This window comes from Pseudomonas sp. EA_65y_Pfl2_P78, assembly GCF_963970495.1.
Taxonomy (GTDB): Bacteria; Pseudomonadota; Gammaproteobacteria; order Pseudomonadales; family Pseudomonadaceae; genus Aquipseudomonas; species Aquipseudomonas baetica_A.
The window spans coordinates 34,121-49,447 of record NZ_CAXAON010000020.1 but is presented as its reverse complement, the minus strand read 5'-3'; the positions used below and the strand labels follow the sequence as shown (position 1 = coordinate 49,447).

At 59.0% G+C, this 15,327-nt stretch carries 13 protein-coding genes and 2 pseudogenes; 9 read left to right on the top strand and 6 right to left on the bottom strand.

Annotated features, from left to right (window positions below; genetic code table 11):
• Window positions 1-205 precede the first annotated feature (205 nt).
• The 9 genes and pseudogenes from lon to cmoB all read left to right on the top strand — a co-directional run bounded on the left by lon (window position 206) and on the right by cmoB (window position 7,336).
• Window positions 206-2,623 carry an endopeptidase La gene (lon, locus tag AACY02_RS16450; protein ID WP_339432855.1) on the top strand — a complete coding sequence of 806 codons (2,418 nt, stop codon included), beginning with the start codon at window positions 206-208 and terminating at the stop codon, window positions 2,621-2,623.
• 214 nt (window positions 2,624-2,837) lie between these two features.
• Window positions 2,838-3,230, top strand: coding sequence for a protease inhibitor I42 family protein (locus tag AACY02_RS16445; protein ID WP_339432854.1), 393 nt, complete (start codon window positions 2,838-2,840; stop codon window positions 3,228-3,230).
• 2 nt (window positions 3,231-3,232) lie between these two features.
• Window positions 3,233-3,868 (top strand): lysoplasmalogenase, encoded by a 636-nt coding sequence (locus AACY02_RS16440; protein WP_339432853.1) that lies wholly within the window; start codon window positions 3,233-3,235, stop codon window positions 3,866-3,868.
• 145 nt (window positions 3,869-4,013) lie between these two features.
• Window positions 4,014-4,502 carry a hypothetical protein gene (locus AACY02_RS16435; protein ID WP_339432852.1) on the top strand — a complete coding sequence of 163 codons (489 nt, stop codon included), beginning with the start codon at window positions 4,014-4,016 and terminating at the stop codon, window positions 4,500-4,502.
• Between the two features lie 121 nt (window positions 4,503-4,623).
• Window positions 4,624-4,726 (top strand): annotated as a pseudogene (locus AACY02_RS26050) (carboxy-S-adenosyl-L-methionine synthase CmoA); the annotation flags it as partial.
• Between the two features lie 2 nt (window positions 4,727-4,728).
• Window positions 4,729-4,860 (top strand): annotated as a pseudogene (locus AACY02_RS16430) (lysoplasmalogenase); the annotation flags it as partial.
• 128 nt (window positions 4,861-4,988) lie between these two features.
• Window positions 4,989-5,483, top strand: coding sequence for a hypothetical protein (locus AACY02_RS16425; protein WP_339432851.1), 495 nt, complete (start codon window positions 4,989-4,991; stop codon window positions 5,481-5,483).
• A 156-nt stretch (window positions 5,484-5,639) separates the two neighbouring features.
• Complete coding sequence (gene cmoA, locus AACY02_RS16420) at window positions 5,640-6,383, top strand: carboxy-S-adenosyl-L-methionine synthase CmoA (RefSeq protein ID WP_339432850.1); 744 nt, start codon at window positions 5,640-5,642, stop codon at window positions 6,381-6,383.
• Window positions 6,380-7,336, top strand: a complete 957-nt coding sequence (cmoB, locus tag AACY02_RS16415) for a tRNA 5-methoxyuridine(34)/uridine 5-oxyacetic acid(34) synthase CmoB (protein WP_339432849.1) — start codon at window positions 6,380-6,382, stop codon at window positions 7,334-7,336. Before cmoA ends, cmoB begins: the two co-directional genes overlap by 4 nt.
• 133 nt (window positions 7,337-7,469) lie before the next feature.
• On the opposite strand, the gene tadA is transcribed toward cmoB, so the two are convergent.
• The 6 genes from tadA to treC form a co-directional block, all read right to left on the bottom strand.
• Complete coding sequence (gene tadA / locus AACY02_RS16410; RefSeq protein WP_339432848.1) at window positions 7,470-7,967, bottom strand: tRNA adenosine(34) deaminase TadA; 498 nt, start codon at window positions 7,965-7,967, stop codon at window positions 7,470-7,472.
• Window positions 7,967-9,343: a multicopper oxidase family protein gene (locus AACY02_RS16405; protein WP_339432847.1), complete on the bottom strand. Its 1,377-nt coding sequence runs from the start codon at window positions 9,341-9,343 to the stop codon at window positions 7,967-7,969. Before AACY02_RS16405 ends, tadA begins: the two co-directional genes overlap by 1 nt.
• A gap of 117 nt (window positions 9,344-9,460) precedes the next feature.
• On the bottom strand, window positions 9,461-9,751 hold the full coding sequence (locus AACY02_RS16400) for a PTS glucose transporter subunit IIB (protein ID WP_339432846.1): 291 nt from the start codon (window positions 9,749-9,751) through the stop codon (window positions 9,461-9,463).
• 2 nt (window positions 9,752-9,753) lie between these two features.
• Window positions 9,754-12,291 carry a phosphoenolpyruvate--protein phosphotransferase gene (gene ptsP / locus AACY02_RS16395; protein ID WP_339432845.1) on the bottom strand — a complete coding sequence of 846 codons (2,538 nt, stop codon included), beginning with the start codon at window positions 12,289-12,291 and terminating at the stop codon, window positions 9,754-9,756.
• Window positions 12,292-12,353: 62 nt separating this feature from the next.
• Window positions 12,354-13,577, bottom strand: coding sequence for a maltoporin (locus AACY02_RS16390; protein WP_339432844.1), 1,224 nt, complete (start codon window positions 13,575-13,577; stop codon window positions 12,354-12,356).
• A gap of 97 nt (window positions 13,578-13,674) precedes the next feature.
• Window positions 13,675-15,327 carry an alpha,alpha-phosphotrehalase gene (gene treC / locus AACY02_RS16385; RefSeq protein ID WP_339432843.1) on the bottom strand — a complete coding sequence of 551 codons (1,653 nt, stop codon included), beginning with the start codon at window positions 15,325-15,327 and terminating at the stop codon, window positions 13,675-13,677.

Genomic DNA, 15,327 nt, shown 5'->3' with positions numbered 1-15,327 from the left:
CCGTAAGGGCGAAACCCTAAGCCGCCGTTACCGAAGAAACGGATATACACACAAAACAACCACAACATGGTCGGCCCAAAGGCCGCCAAGTCAAAAAAGCCAACCCTGTCAAAACCCTGAACACACAAGCAGAAACACCAGCCCCCATTGAAACCACCCAAGCCCTGCCCCATCTAAGACCCATACCCCATTGCGCAGGTGCCCCATGAGCGACCAGCAAGAATTCCCGGACATCCCAGAAGACTTCACCGAAACCGACAACATCGAACACCACGCCGCCGGCAAAGGCCTGGCCCTGCCCGGCCAGAACCTGCCGGACAAGGTCTACATCATCCCGATCCACAACCGCCCGTTCTTCCCGGCCCAAGTCCTGCCGGTCATCGTCAACGAAGAACCCTGGGCCGAAACCCTCGAACTGGTCAGCAAATCCGAACATCACTCCCTGGCCCTGTTCTTCATGGACTCCCCCCAGGAAGACCCGCGCCACTTCAACACCCAGGCCCTCCCCGAGTACGGCACGCTGGTCAAGGTGCACCACGCCAGCCGTGAAAACGGCAAACTCCAGTTCGTCGCCCAAGGCCTGAGCCGTGTGCGCATCAAAACCTGGCTCAAACACCACCGCCCGCCGTACCTGGTCGAAGTCGAATACCCGCATCAGCCCACCGAGCCGACCGACGAGGTCAAGGCCTACGGCATGGCGCTGATCAACGCGATCAAGGAACTGCTGCCGCTCAACCCGCTGTACAGCGAAGAGCTGAAAAACTACCTCAACCGCTTCAGCCCCAACGATCCGTCGCCACTGACCGACTTCGCCGCCGCCCTGACCTCGGCCACCGGCCCCGAACTGCAAGAAGTGCTCGACTGCGTGCCCATGCTCAAGCGCATGGAAAAAGTCCTGCCGATGCTGCGCAAGGAAGTCGAAGTCGCGCGCCTGCAAAAAGAAATCTCGGCGGAAGTTAACCGCAAGATCGGCGAACATCAGCGCGAGTTCTTCCTCAAGGAACAACTCAAGGTCATCCAGCAGGAACTGGGCCTGACCAAGGACGACCGCAGCGCCGACCTCGAACAGTTCGAGCAACGCCTGGAAGGCAAAGTCCTGCCGGCGCAGGTGCAGAAACGCCTCGAAGAAGAAATGCACAAACTGTCGATCCTCGAAACCGGCTCGCCTGAGTACGCGGTCACCCGCAACTACCTCGACTGGGCGACCTCGGTGCCTTGGGGTGTGTACGGCGAGGACAAACTCGACCTCAAGCACGCGCGCAAAGTCCTCGACAAACACCATGCCGGCCTCGACGACATCAAGGATCGCATCCTCGAGTTTCTCGCGGTCGGTGCTTATAAAGGCGAGATCAGCGGCTCCATCGTGCTGCTGGTCGGCCCGCCGGGTGTGGGTAAAACCAGCGTCGGCAAATCCATCGCCGAATCCCTCGGCCGACCGTTCTACCGCTTCAGCCTCGGCGGCATGCGCGACGAAGCCGAGATCAAGGGCCACCGCCGCACCTACATCGGCGCGCAGCCGGGCAAACTGGTGCAGGCGCTCAAAGACGTCGAAGTGATGAATCCGGTGATCATGCTCGACGAGATCGACAAGATGGGCCAGAGCTACCAGGGCGACCCGGCCTCGGCGCTGCTGGAAACCCTCGACCCTGAGCAGAACGTCGAATTCCTCGACCACTACCTCGACCTGCGCATGGACCTGTCGAAAGTCCTGTTCGTCTGCACTGCCAACACCCTCGACTCGATTCCCGGCCCGCTGCTCGACCGGATGGAAGTGATTCGCCTGTCGGGCTACATCACCGAAGAAAAAGTCGCCATCGCCAAGCGTCACCTGTGGCCGAAACTGCTGGAGAAGGCTGGCGTGTCCAAGGGCAGCCTGAGCATCAGCGACAGCGCGCTCAAGGCCTTGATCGACGGTTACGCTCGTGAAGCCGGGGTGCGTCAGTTGGAAAAACAACTGGGCAAACTGGTGCGCAAAGCGGTGATGAAGCTGATCGAAGACCCCAAAGCGGTAATCAAGCTCGGGCCCAAAGACCTGGAAGCCTCGCTCGGTCATCCGGTGTTCCGTAATGAGCAGGTGCTGTCGGGCACCGGTGTCATCACCGGCCTGGCGTGGACCAGCATGGGCGGCGCCACATTGCCGATCGAAGCCACGCGAATTCACACGCTCAATCGCGGCTTCAAACTCACCGGGCAACTGGGCGATGTGATGAAGGAGTCGGCGCAAATCGCCTACAGCTACGTCAGTTCGCACCTGAAGTCGTTTGGCGGCGATCCGAAATTCTTCGACGAAGCCTTCGTCCACCTGCACGTACCGGAAGGCGCCACACCGAAGGACGGCCCGAGCGCCGGCGTGACCATGGCCAGCGCCCTGCTCTCGCTCGCACGCAATCAAGCGCCGAAAAAAGGCGTGGCGATGACCGGTGAACTGACCCTGACCGGGCACGTCCTGCCGATTGGCGGAGTACGCGAGAAGGTAATTGCGGCAAGAAGACAGAAGATTTTCGAACTGATCTTGCCGGAGCCGAACCGTGGCAACTTCGAGGAACTGCCGGACTACTTGAAGGAAGGCATCACCGTGCACTTCGCCAAGCGGTTTGCGGATGTGGCGAAGGTGCTCTTCTGATAGTTCTTTAGAGCCCGAAATTCCCCTTTCGCGAGCAAGCCCGCGCCCACAGGGTTGGGTGATGACCACAAGGTTTGTGATCACCACCGGCCATTGTGGGCGCGGGCTTGCTCGCGAAAGCGTCGGCACAGTCGAAACCCGCCCCGACCGTCACACTTTGTCTCATCTTCAGTTATGCTCGCCGTTCGTCGCCAACGCCGGAGCCGCCGATCTTATGTCCCCCACTCGCCTGTTTGTCCCCCTCGCCCTTTCCTTGCTGGCCGCTTGCGCCACGCAGCCGAAACATAACGTGACCGTGGAAAAACAAAGCGAATGCCCCGTGCGGCTCACCATCGGGCAAAACCTTATCGTGATGCTGCCAAGCAACCCGACCACCGGTTATCGCTGGGCCATTCAGGATTCGGCCGGTGGCGTGTTACGCGCGCTCAGCCCCGAGGTTTACAGCAACCCCGAAGATGCCGGCGTCGTCGGTGCCGCCGGGCTTTCCACTTGGCGCTTCCAGGCGTTCGCTGCCGGCACCGGGCGCCTGCGCCTGACGTCGCAACAGCCTTGGGCACCAGAAGTGTTGCCGGTGGAAACCTTTGACTGTGCGATATCGGTGAACTGATCGTGGGCTGGCTGATTCTGGCGCTGATGGGCGCGGTGACCTTTCTCTATGGCCTGAGCACCCATGCGGCGCTGCTCTGCCTGTTGGTCAAACCGTTACCGGTGCTGGCGCTGCTCGGCTGGCTGCACGACGCCCCACCCAGCGACTATCGGCGCTGGATCAGCCTCGGTCTGATTTTCTCTCTGCTCGGTGATGTGTTGCTGGCCTGGCCGGGTGATTTGTTTGTGTTCGGCCTCGGTGCATTTCTGGTCGCGCACCTGGCTTATCTCAAGGCTTACCTCAGCGACTGCAAACGTCTGGCGCTGTTGCCGTTGGTGCTCGCTGTCGCCGTCGGCGCGGTGCTGCTGGGGATTCTGATTTCCAGTGGGCTGGGGCCTTTGCTGGTGCCGGTGATTGTTTACGGCACCGCGATCAGCGCCATGCTCTGGCGCGCCCTCGCCCGCCTCGGCACCGATGTGCCCAAGCGCTCGGCATTGTTGGCCGCCGCCGGTGCCCTGGCGTTCGTGTTCTCCGACAGCGTGATCGGCATAGATCGCTTCGTGTCGCCATTTCACCCAGCCCCCTACGTGATCATCCTCAGCTACTGGTTGGGACAATGGTGTATTGCCGCCTCGGCGTTTAATACGAAGGACGGTTAAAGTAAAAATTTATATCTATAAACTCCGCAAATAATTCCAAACCGTTATAAACAACTGTCAGATCTGACAGTAGTTCGGATTTTCTCCTTTCCCCTAGTATTCAGTGGCCATCTCCGACCACCCGTTGAATACAAGGAAGCATCTCATGAGTTTTTTCAAACGCGCCACGGCTGCCAACGCTGAGGATACCGTCATCACAGTCAGCGCTGTAACAGTTGCCACGATTACTGACCGAGTCGAATTCAACAGCCAATTTGCTGAGTTCCACGCCAATCCTGCGAGTAGTCAGATTTCGCTGGTGACTCATGCAAACGCCGGGGGTCCCACCTATCAAAGTGCAAAAAGCATTGGGCTCACGTTCGATAGGAACATTGAGCCTGGCACCTACTCTGTTACTGATCCTGAGTTTCCTTTCCAGAAGGCCTATTACGGTGAAGCGGGGGTCATCTCTGGCGCGACTACCTCTTTCAACTACTATGCAAAAAGCGGAACTTTCACTGTAGAGGTCATGCAGGCTACTCCCGAGAAACTACATTACCGATTTAAGTTTAATTTCATGGGTGTCAATGCACGTAATCAGGAACTGAGAATCGCGGGCGACTCCACTTACATCGTATTACTGCGACCTGTGTAATCAGCTTTAAATAATGAATGACCAAACCATACGCTTCGGCCCCGGTCATACAGCCTTCCTCAAGGCGCTTTCCCACGGTTTATCAGACAACCCAAGCATCCCCCGCGCCACTTTGGCTAAAATGCCGGCCTTTTCCACCGACACCGCCGGAAACCGCCGTGAGCAAAGACCCCGATCGCATTTTCGCCCAGCCTTTGGCCCAGGTGCCTGACCTCGCCTTCAACGGATCGGCATTGATCGTTTCGTATCGCCCTTCCACGGGGCGCCGTACGTGATCATCATCAGTTATTGGTTGGGACAATGGGGTATTGCAGCCTCAGCGTTTGGCAAAACACGCCGACTATTCGGAACACCTTAACTAAAAAGTGCAATTTCTATCTCGAAACATTATAAAAACCTGTCAGATCTGACAGTGGTTTGTTTATTTGACCCATCCTAGCATTCCATGGCGTCCACAACTCACCGTTTAATACAAGGATGGATCCCATGAGCTTCTTCAAAAGCAAAAACTCAAATTCTGCCAACACTGCAGAACCCATCATCACAGTCAGTGCTGAAACATATGCAACGGTCTCAGACCGCGTAAAATTTGAGAGCCAAATTGTTCAATTTGAAGCCGACACCGCGAGCGACCTGATCGCTTTGGTGACTCGCGCAAATACTCAGGATTATTCAAATCGCACTAAAAAGGGTCTGGTGCTTATATTCGATAAGGCGATTAAATCCGGCACTTATCCAGTTGGCGATCCAGGCTTTCCTTTCGAACATTCCTATTATTTTGAAACCGGAACTATTCCTGGTTTCATTACCTCATACTCATATGTAGCGAAAAGCGGCACCTTCACGGTAGAAGCAATCGAAGTGACCTCAGAAAAACTGCATTACCAGATTGGCTTTGATTTCAAGGGTGTCAACAACCGTAATCAAGAGTTAAAAATTTCCGGCAAGTCCACTTACATCGTCTTACTGCAACCTCAGTAATCCGCATTAAATGATGAATGACCTCGCTCAATCCCAGAGCAGGGTCATTCAGCTTTCCTCAATGGCCTTTCCCGCGTTTCATCAGACAACCCAAGCATCCCCGCGCCACTTTGGCTAAAATGCCGGCCTTTTCCACCGACACCGCCGGAAACCGCCGTGAGCAAAGACCCCGATCGCATTTTCGCCCAGCCTTTGGCCCAGGTGCCTGACTTCGCCTTCAACGAGGACGTGGTGCGGGTGTTCCCGGACATGATCAAGCGCTCGGTGCCGGGTTACCCGACCATCGTCGAAAACCTCGGTGTGCTCGCCGCGCAATTTGCCCAACCGAACAGCGTGCTCTACGACCTCGGTGCTTCGCTCGGCGCCGTGACTCAGGCCTTGCGCCGTCACGTGCGCACCGATGGTTGCCGGGTGATCGCGGTGGATAACTCGGCGGCGATGGTTGAGCGTTGCCGCGAATACCTTAACGGTCAGGATTCGATGTTCCAGGAGTTGCTGCCAGTCGAAGTGATCGAAGGCGACATTCTCGCCCTCGACTTCCAGCCTGCTTCAGTAGTGGCGCTGAACTTCACCCTGCAATTCATCGCCCCGGATCAGCGCACGGCGTTGCTGTCGCGCATCCGCCAATCGCTGCTGCCGGGCGGGGCGTTGATTCTGTCGGAGAAGCTGCGCTTCAACGATGTTCAAGAGCACGAACTGCTCACCGATCTGCACGTCGCGTTCAAACGCGCCAACGGCTACAGCGAACTGGAAATCGCCCAGAAGCGCAGCGCCATCGAAAACGTCATGAAGCCCGACAGCCTTGAAGAACACCGCGAGCGCCTGTTGGCCGCCGGGTTCTCGAAAGTCGTGCCGTGGTTCCAGTGTCTTAACTTTGCCTCGTTGATTGCCTTGCCATGATTGATCTGTCCCCCCTCGCCCGCCGCTTGGCAGGTACTCCGCTGGCCGACTGGGCCAACACGCTGCAAGCACAACTCGACAAGAAAATGGAGAAGGGCCACGGCGATCTGGAGCGCTGGCAAAGTGCGCTGGACGCGCTGCCGAAGATCCAGCCGACCGACGTCGATTTGCTCAACGGCTTGAAGCTGGACACCGATTGCGACGATGCAACCCGCGCGCAAATGCACACCGCGCTGATGGGCTTGTCGCCATGGCGCAAGGGGCCGTTCGATCTGTTTGGCGTGCACGTCGACACCGAATGGCGTTCGGACTGGAAATGGTCGAGAGTCGCACCGCATCTGGATCTGAAAGGCAAACGCATCCTCGATGTCGGGTGCGGCAACGGTTATTACATGTGGCGCATGCTCGGTGCCGGTGCGGACAGCGTGATCGGCGTCGATCCGAACTGGCTGTTCTTCTGCCAGTTCCAGGCTGTGCAGCGTTACCTGTCGGAGCCGAATGCCTGGCACCTGCCGTTCCCGTTTGAAGACCTGCCACCGAACCTTGAAGGGTTCGACACGGTGTTTTCCATGGGCGTGTTCTATCACCGTCGCTCGCCGATCGAGCATTTGCTGGCGCTGAAGGACTGTCTGGTCAAGGGTGGCGAACTGGTGCTGGAAACCCTGGTGGTCGAAGGCGACAAGCACCAGGTGCTGGTGCCGGAAGACCGCTACGCGCAGATGCGCAACGTGTGGTTCCTGCCGTCGGTGCCGGCGCTGGAGTTGTGGCTGCGGCGTGCCGGGTTTACTGATATTCGGTGTGTCGACGTCAGCACCACAACGGTTGAGGAACAGCGCGGCACCGAGTGGATGAAGTATCAGTCGCTGAGCGACTTCCTCGATCCGGAAGATCACAGCAAAACCATCGAAGGCCTGCCGGCGCCGATGCGGGCAGTGATTGTCGCGAAGAAATAAACCGATCTACCCTACAAAGGAGATCCCCCCTGTGGGAGCGGGCTTGCTCGCGAAAGCGGTGTGTCAGGCAACATTTTAGTCGCCTGACACACCGCTTTCGCGAGCAAGCCCGTTCCCACTTTTGGGTTTGTGTTTATTCAGTGGGTTTGGCTCGGCGGGCCCGGAAGAATTCGGTCAGCACCGCGCCACACTCCTGCGCCAGCACCCCGCCTTCATACACCACCCGATGATTCAAAAAGCCCTGGGTAAAAAACTGCCCCTGGCTCTGCACAATCCCGGCCTTAGGCTCCAGTGCGCCATACACCACCCGCGCAATGCGCGAATGGACGATCAGCCCGGCGCACATACTGCACGGTTCCAGCGTCACGTACAGCGTACTGCCCGGCAGGCGATAGTTGTTCACCGCCTGAGCGGCGGCGCGGATCGCGACCATTTCTGCATGGGCACTCGGGTCACTGGCGCTGATCGGGCAATTGAAGCCGCGACCGATGATCTCGCCGTCCTGCACCAGCACCGCGCCCACCGGCACTTCGCCGAGGGCGGCGCCTTGCGCGGCGAGGGAAAGGGCTTCGCGCATGAAGTCCTGATCACGGCTGCGGTCGATGATCGCTGCGGGGCGAATCTGGCGCATCACTTCACCTCAATGGCGGCCATCAGGCCGGTTTCCATGTGGTCGATGACGTGGCAGTGGAACATCCACACACCCGGGTTATCCGCCACCAACGCCACTTGCGCACGCTCGTTCTTGCCCAGCAAATAGGTGTCGGTGAAATACGGAATGACCTTGTGCCGATTCGACGCAATCACCTTGAAGCTCATGCCGTGCAGGTGGATCGGGTGTTGATACTGGGTCATGTTCTTCAGCTCGAAAATATAGCTCTGCCCCAGTTTCAGGGTGGCAATCGGCCGATCCGCACAGGTCTTGTCAGTGATGTCCCAGGCTTTGCCGTTGATCTGCCACAGGCTCGGTGGCTTGCCGTTGTCGACGTTGACCGACACCGAACCGACCCATTCGAAATTGAAGTTGAGTTTTTCGGCATTGGCCAGGTCCGGCTCGGCCACCGGGTTGGCCGGCAAGGCCTTCGGCCACTCGGTCGGAGCATCAGTGTTGGCCACCGAGCGCAGGGTGCCCAGACGCACCGGACCGTTGCGCAGGGACAGCTCTTCACCGGCTGCGGGCGCCTTGATCGCCAGGCAGATTCGCATGCCCGGGCCAAGCCAGTATTCCTTGCCCAGCGGACGTGGCTCCACCGGGTTGCCGTCCAGCGCGTAGATCTGCGCTTCGACGCCGGGAATGTTGATGCGATAAGTCAGGGTATTGTCGAGGTTGAGCAGTCGCACCCGAGTGATCTGCCCTGCTGGCAATTCGATCACTGGCGTTGGCACGCCGTTGATGGTCGACAGGCGCCCGGCCGTGCCGCCACGCGCTGCTTCACGGGGAATGCTGAATTCGACGAAATTGCCTTCTTCGTCGATGTGCCAGTTCTTCAGGCTCAGGGTCTTTTCGTATTTGAACCCGGTCGGCTCGCGCTCTTCGATGATCAGCGGCCCGACCAGCCCGCGCCCCAGCTCTTCGCTGCTGCTGACGTGCGGGTGATACCAGTAGCTGCCGGCGTCCGGCACACGAAATTTGTAGTCGAAGTATTCACCCGGCAACACCGGCAACTGCGAAACGTACGGCACGCCGTCCATTTCCAGCGGCAGGCGAATGCCGTGCCAGTGAATGGTGGTCGCGACCGGCAAGTGGTTGATGAAACGCACCCGCAGCCATTCGCCCTGACGCACGCGCAATTCAGTGCCCGGCGCCGACGGGCCGAACGCCCAAGCCTCGGTCTTGTGCCCCGGCACCAGCTCCACGTCCAAAGGCGCGGCGATCAGCTCGTAGTCGTGACCCGCTTGAGCGTCAGCCATTTTGCCCAGCCAGTAACGCGACGCGCCCCCCGCTCCCACACCAACGACAACAAGACCGGCCAGGCCACCGAGGATTTGGCGACGGGTAAAGGACATGAACTCAACTACCTCACGTATCAGCGACAGACCCTGAAGGCCCGTAAAAGGCGAATACGATACACCTGCGGATGAGAAACAGTAAGGGTGACCTTAGGCCGCACATCATCTACAGCCCTATGGCCGCAGCCCCGTAATCAGGTGGATGACGCCGTCCTCCAGTTCCATGACGCCCGCAACACCGGCATTGCTCAGTGCCTCACGATCCATACGCGATACATCACGCAACGCCACACGCACCCGGGTCAACGCCGCTGGTTGCTGGGATTGGAGGTTATCCACTCCCCCCAGCGCCGCCACGATCTCTGTGCTCAGGCCGCCAACAGGTTCGGCCTGTACTGGCGGCTCGTCTGCCACCAGATCCGGGGTCAGTGCTTTCCAGAACGCCGTCTGCAATTTATCGAACATTTTCAATTCTCCAGTGCCCGTAAAGTATCGACCGTCGCCTCGTGATACAGACGCAGCGCCTCGCGCACGTCTTCAGCACTCTCAAGCCCCTGCACCTGCTCGGCAATGGCCTTGCAGTCGAGCAGATCCAACTCGCGCACTGCGGCTTTGATCGCCGGAATCTGCGGCACGCTCACTGACAGCTCATCCACGCCAAGTCCGAGCAACAACGGCACAGCCGAGCGTTCAGAAGCCATCGCACCACAGACGCCGACCCATTTGCCGTGGGCATGCGCAGCCTTCACGGTCATCGCAATCAGGCGCAATACCGAGGGATGGAAGCTGTCCGCCTGGCTGGCCAGACGAGGATGATCGCGATCCATGGCCAGCGTGTATTGCGTCAGATCGTTGGTGCCGATCGAAAAGAAGTCCACATGCGGCGCAAACACGTCGGCCATCAATGCTGCCGCCGGCACTTCGATCATGATTCCCAGCTTCGGCCGTTCAACGATGCCCAGCGCCAGCGCTTCCTGCTCCAGCATCTGCCGAGCCAGATGCAGCTCCGAGAGCTGCGCCACCATCGGCAACATGATGTGCAGACGCGTCAGATGGACACAGCCCAGGATGGCCCGGAACTGCTCGCGCAAAAGCTGCGGGCGCTCCAGACACAGGCGAATCCCGCGCAGCCCCAGGAACGGGTTGGTTTCGCTGTCCATCGGCACGTAGGCCAGCGGTTTGTCGCCGCCGACATCCAGCGTGCGCACCACCAGATTGTGCGATGGCCCCACAGCCCGGGCGATGGCGCTGTAAGTCGATACTTGTTCGTCGCGAGTGGGTGCGTGATTGCGATCCAGATAAAGAAACTCCGAACGTAAAAGCCCCACACCGGCGCCTCCCAGGGTCATCGCCTGCTCGGTCTCACTCAGCGAGGCAACGTTGGCCGTCACCTCGACGTGATGCCCGTCGCGGGTACAGGCTGCCTGCGTTGCGTTTGCGTGTTCGTGTTGATGGCGCTGGCGTTGTTGATCATGCCTGATCTGCCATTCATTGATCGCCACGGGATCCGGGTCTATGTGCAGCTCGCCCCGGTCGGCATCGAGCAACACGCGCGAGCCACTGACCAACGCCAGCATTTGCATGGGCATCCCGCAGATCGCCGGCAAGCCACAGGCGCGGGCGAGAATCGCGACGTGACTGGTCGCTCCACCGCCAACCGTGGCGAACCCCAATACTTTGTTTGTATCGAGCCCGGCGGTCTGGGACGGCGTCAGTTGATCGGCGATCAGAATGGTCCCCTCCGGCAGCTCCAGCGCATTCTCACGAACCCCGAGGATCAGCTTGAGGACGCGCAGGCCCACATCGACCAGATCCGCCGCCCTTTCGGCCAGCAACGGACTGCCGAGATGCTGGAAAAGTGTCGCTGTTGCCTGCGTGGCCGCGCGCCAGGCAAACGCTGCACTTTTGCCTTCGGCAATCAACGTTTGAGCCTGATCGAGCAGACCCGGGTCTTCGAGCAGTTCCTGATGAGCCTTGAAAATGTCTGCCTGCGCGTCACCCGTGGCGGTGTCGCGCAGGTGCTGCAAGGCCATATCCGCCTCGATCAATGCATTGGCGAGGGCTTCGCGCTCTAAATGCGCCCCGGCGCCGAACTCCTTCACGTCAAGCGTTGGCTCGACGATCTGCATCACCTGGCCCAATGCCGAACCGGGTGATGCGCAGACCCCACGCATGACCGTCAGGGCCTCAGGCTCGACCGCCTCGACCTGCACCGCATCAGGCTTCACATCCACCGCTTCACCACAGCCCTGGGCCAGTAATCGGGACAGCGTGTTGATCGCGGCTTCAGCGTCTTCGCCCACCGCACTCACCTGCACACGGTCACCCAAAGCGGTCTGCAACGCCATGATCGCCACCAATGACTTGGCGTTGGCTTCAGCCTGCTGTTTGTGCAGATAAATCCTTGCTGAAAAGCCTTTTGCCGCCTGAGCGAACACTGCCGCCGGACGCGCATGCAGGCCATTGAGATTGGGCAATGTCAGTGGTGCGCAGAAAAACCTTTCGCCTTCAGCAGCCGCCGGGGCCTCGCCGGTCGCCCCGCAAGTGGCGAGGCTCAACAACGGCTGGCCGGGGTCAACGAGACCGGTTGGCGCGGTCAGCCAGGTGAATGACTCGCCACTGACCACCAGCATCAGGGTCATCAGGCTGCGGGCGTGCAGCGCGATGTAATCGGCATCGAATTCGATCAGCGCCTGCCCGGCCTCAACCCTCTGGCCTTCCTCGACCAGGCGGGTAAACCCCTGGCCTGCAAGATTGACCGTATCGAGCCCGATGTGCAGCAACACTTGAACGCCGTTGTCATCGGTAATGCTCACGGCATGCCCGCTGGCCTGGACGTTGCTGACCACTCCAGCCAGCGGTGCGCAAAGGGTCGACGACGTCGGATCGATGCACAGACCGTCGCCGATCACCCGGCTGGAAAACACGTGGTCCGGCACTTGATCCAGCGGTATCAGCACGCCAGCCAAAGGCGCCAGCAGTTGTAATGGTTGGGATGTGGCCATGACGTCACCTGCGGTTTTGTTCTTTGAAGTGCCGATGGAGCGCGACGCCCCACCAGCATCGCTTATTTCCACCAGTATTCGACCTGCAATCCGACGTTCGCACCGTGGCGTGCACTGCCGAAGGCACCGGTGTCGGACAGCGCCGAACCTTGGGCCAGTTCATTGGCCGCACGTTTGGCGGCCTCGTTCCAGGTGGCGTACGTGTAATACAGACGCACCTCAGGGCGCGCCCAGAACTCCGGGCCCTTGGGTGACCAGGTCGGGGCAACGGTGAACTTGCTCAGCTTGCGCGTGCCGCCCGGCGCTTCGACTTGATCGTGGCCCAGTTCCGTCACCAGTTTGAACTGTTCGGTGAACGCATAAGTCGGGCGCACGCCCAGAGAAACCCAGTTCTGGTCAGCACCGTCCGGGCGAATGTCTTTCTGATACACCGCCTCGAACTGCCCGCCGAAACGCGGCGTTACCTGCCAGTCGAAAAACTCGACGATCCGATAACTTTTATTGCTGTCGTCCAGTTTGACGTTGCCGGTGTAGCCCAGCCCGGTGCCGGGGCCTTCACCATATTGCAGGGCCAGTTTGTTCTTGCCGCCCAGAAAGTCCTTCTGCACATGCTGAGTGGTGATTGCCCAACCACGGTGGGCGTCACGGCTATCGGGCTTGTCGATATAACTCAAGCCGAACTCAAGCTGACCGCCCGGGTTGGTATTGAAACCGGCCACGTTGAAGTCGTGCCGGTTGATGTAGTCCTTTTGGTACAGGTTGTCCTTGCGCGAAAAGGCGTAGCTGTATTTCAGGTCGCCGATCAACACATCCTCGATCCCGCCGCCCGTAGCGCTCTGGTTCCAGTAGTAGAAATCGGAAATGTGGATGTCATTACGCTTGTAGTAGCGGCGGCCCGCCCAGAGTGAACCGCCATTGAGCGCGGGCAGGTTCGACCACTGTGCGTAGGCCTGCGGCAGGCGAATCGAGCCGTTGTCGTCCTTGAACGTGGGCCGGCGGTCGTAGCGGTTGTACAGCGAGGCCATGCCATCAACGCTAAGCACCGAGCCGTCGTCGAGGGTGTACAAATCCTGGCGTAGCTCAAGCTCGCCATACTGTTCGCACTCGTTGCCCAAACGGTATTTGGTCTGCGCGCCCGGCAACTGGAAACACGATTGGCCACCGCCCTGGGTCGAGCTGCCGACGCCACTGCGCAAGTAACCGCCGAACTCCAGCGCTTGTGATGTTTGTGGTAACGCCAGGCAAAAACCTGCGACTGCAAGGCTACGATTTATTGTTGTTTTCATAAGCCACCCCATTATTTTTGTTGTGTGATTGCATGAAATCGGCGCGCAAAACTCTCCCGCGCAGGGTTCTGCGTGTTTTTTGAAACACTGTTTTTGGTTAGGTGTCAGGGTCGATCAGATGCAGGGCGAACGATTCGTAAGGTCGCAAACTCACCCGTCGATTGCGCAATGGACAGTGCGGATAATTACTTATCAACAACCGCTGGCTCAGCGACTCGTCGATCTCTATCGGCAGTTCGACGTCACACGGTGTGCCATAGAAATTGTTCACCACCAGCAGGCGCTCCCCCGTCCCTTCGCGCAGGTAGGCCCAGACCTGCTTGTGCTCGGGCAGCAACTGTCGATAGACGCCCTCTGAGATCAACGCCTCTGTGCGCCGTAACGCAATCAAATGGCGGTAGTGATGCAGCACCGACTCCGGGTCATCGCGCTGGTTGGCGACGTTGATGTGCGCGGCATTGGCCGGCACCCCGATCCACGGCTCGCCACGGCTGAAACCGGCATTGGGCTCGGCGTTCCAATGCATCGGCGTGCGCCCGTTGTCACGGGACTTCTGCATGATCGCCGCCATGTTCTCGACATCACTGGCTCCCGCTTCACGCTTGAGCCGGAAGATGTTCAGCGTTTCGACATCGCGGTACTGATCGATATGCTCGAAACCCGGATTGGTCATCCCCAGTTCTTCGCCCTGATACACGAACGGCGTGCCCTGCAGGCAGTGCAGCGCGGTGCCGAGCATCTTCGCCGAGAGTTCCCGATACTCGCCGTCGTCGCCGAAACGCGAAACCACGCGCGGCTGATCGTGGTTACACCAGAACAGCGCGTTCCAGCCACCACCGGCCTGCATGCCGGTCTGCCAGTCAGACAGAATCTGCTTGAGCTGCAGGAAATCGAATTCAGCGTGAACCCACTTTTGCAGGTTCGGATAATCGACTTTCAAGTGATGAAAGTTGAAGGTCATCGACAGTTCTTTTGATTGCGGATTCGAGTAACGAATGCAGTGTTCCAGGCGGGTGGACGACATCTCGCCGACGTTGATCAGGTCGTGCCCTTCGAAGACTTCGCGGTGCATCTGCTGCAAGTACTCGTGGACGTTCGGGCCATCGGTATAGAAGCGTCGGCCGTCGCTGTTGTCCTCGGGAAAATCTGCCGGTTTGGAGATCAGATTGATGACGTCCAGACGGAAACCACCCACGCCCTTGTCCCGCCAGAAGCGCATCATTTTGAACACTTCGGCGCGCACCTTGGGGTTATCCCAATTCAGATCAGCCTGGGTGTGGTCAAACAGGTGCAGGAAGTATTGGCCAGTCTGGGCTTCGTACTCCCAGGCAGAACCACCAAACTTGGACTCCCAGTTGTTCGGCTGATCGCGCCAGATATAGAAGTCGCGATAGGGATTGTCGAGACTGCTGCGCGCCTGCTGGAACCAGACGTGTTCGATCGAAGTGTGGTTGACCACGATATCGAGCATCAGCTTGATCCCGCGCTTGCCGGCTTCGGCGATCAGTAACTCGCAATCGGCCATGCTGCCGTAACTCGGGTCGATCGCGTAGTAATCGCTGATGTCGTAGCCGTTGTCCCGTTGCGGCGAGCGCAGGAATGGGGTGATCCACAAATAATCGACACCCAGCCAATGCAGGTAATCGAGCTTGGCCACGATCCCGAGCAAATCACCTGTCGGGTTGCCTGCGTGGCTGTAGAAACTCTTCGGGTAGATCTGGTAGATCACCGAACGTTGCCAGTCTTGCAT

Excerpts from the sequence above, each read along its gene's own strand:
- AACY02_RS16435 (WP_339432852.1), top strand. The coding sequence starts at position 4,014 with ATGAGTTTTTTCAAACGCGCCACGGCTGCCAACGCTGAGGATACCGTC.
- ptsP (WP_339432845.1), bottom strand. The coding sequence starts at position 12,291 with ATGGCCACATCCCAACCATTACAACTGCTGGCGCCTTTGGCTGGCGTG.
- AACY02_RS16445 (WP_339432854.1), top strand. The coding sequence starts at position 2,838 with ATGTCCCCCACTCGCCTGTTTGTCCCCCTCGCCCTTTCCTTGCTGGCC.
- AACY02_RS16405 (WP_339432847.1), bottom strand. The coding sequence starts at position 9,343 with ATGTCCTTTACCCGTCGCCAAATCCTCGGTGGCCTGGCCGGTCTTGTT.
- lon (WP_339432855.1), top strand. The coding sequence starts at position 206 with ATGAGCGACCAGCAAGAATTCCCGGACATCCCAGAAGACTTCACCGAA.
- treC (WP_339432843.1), bottom strand. The coding sequence starts at position 15,327 with ATGCAAGACTGGCAACGTTCGGTGATCTACCAGATCTACCCGAAGAGT.
- AACY02_RS16425 (WP_339432851.1), top strand. The coding sequence starts at position 4,989 with ATGAGCTTCTTCAAAAGCAAAAACTCAAATTCTGCCAACACTGCAGAA.
- cmoB (WP_339432849.1), top strand. The coding sequence starts at position 6,380 with ATGATTGATCTGTCCCCCCTCGCCCGCCGCTTGGCAGGTACTCCGCTG.
- AACY02_RS16390 (WP_339432844.1), bottom strand. The coding sequence starts at position 13,577 with ATGAAAACAACAATAAATCGTAGCCTTGCAGTCGCAGGTTTTTGCCTG.
- AACY02_RS16400 (WP_339432846.1), bottom strand. The coding sequence starts at position 9,751 with ATGTTCGATAAATTGCAGACGGCGTTCTGGAAAGCACTGACCCCGGAT.
- tadA (WP_339432848.1), bottom strand. The coding sequence starts at position 7,967 with ATGCGCCAGATTCGCCCCGCAGCGATCATCGACCGCAGCCGTGATCAG.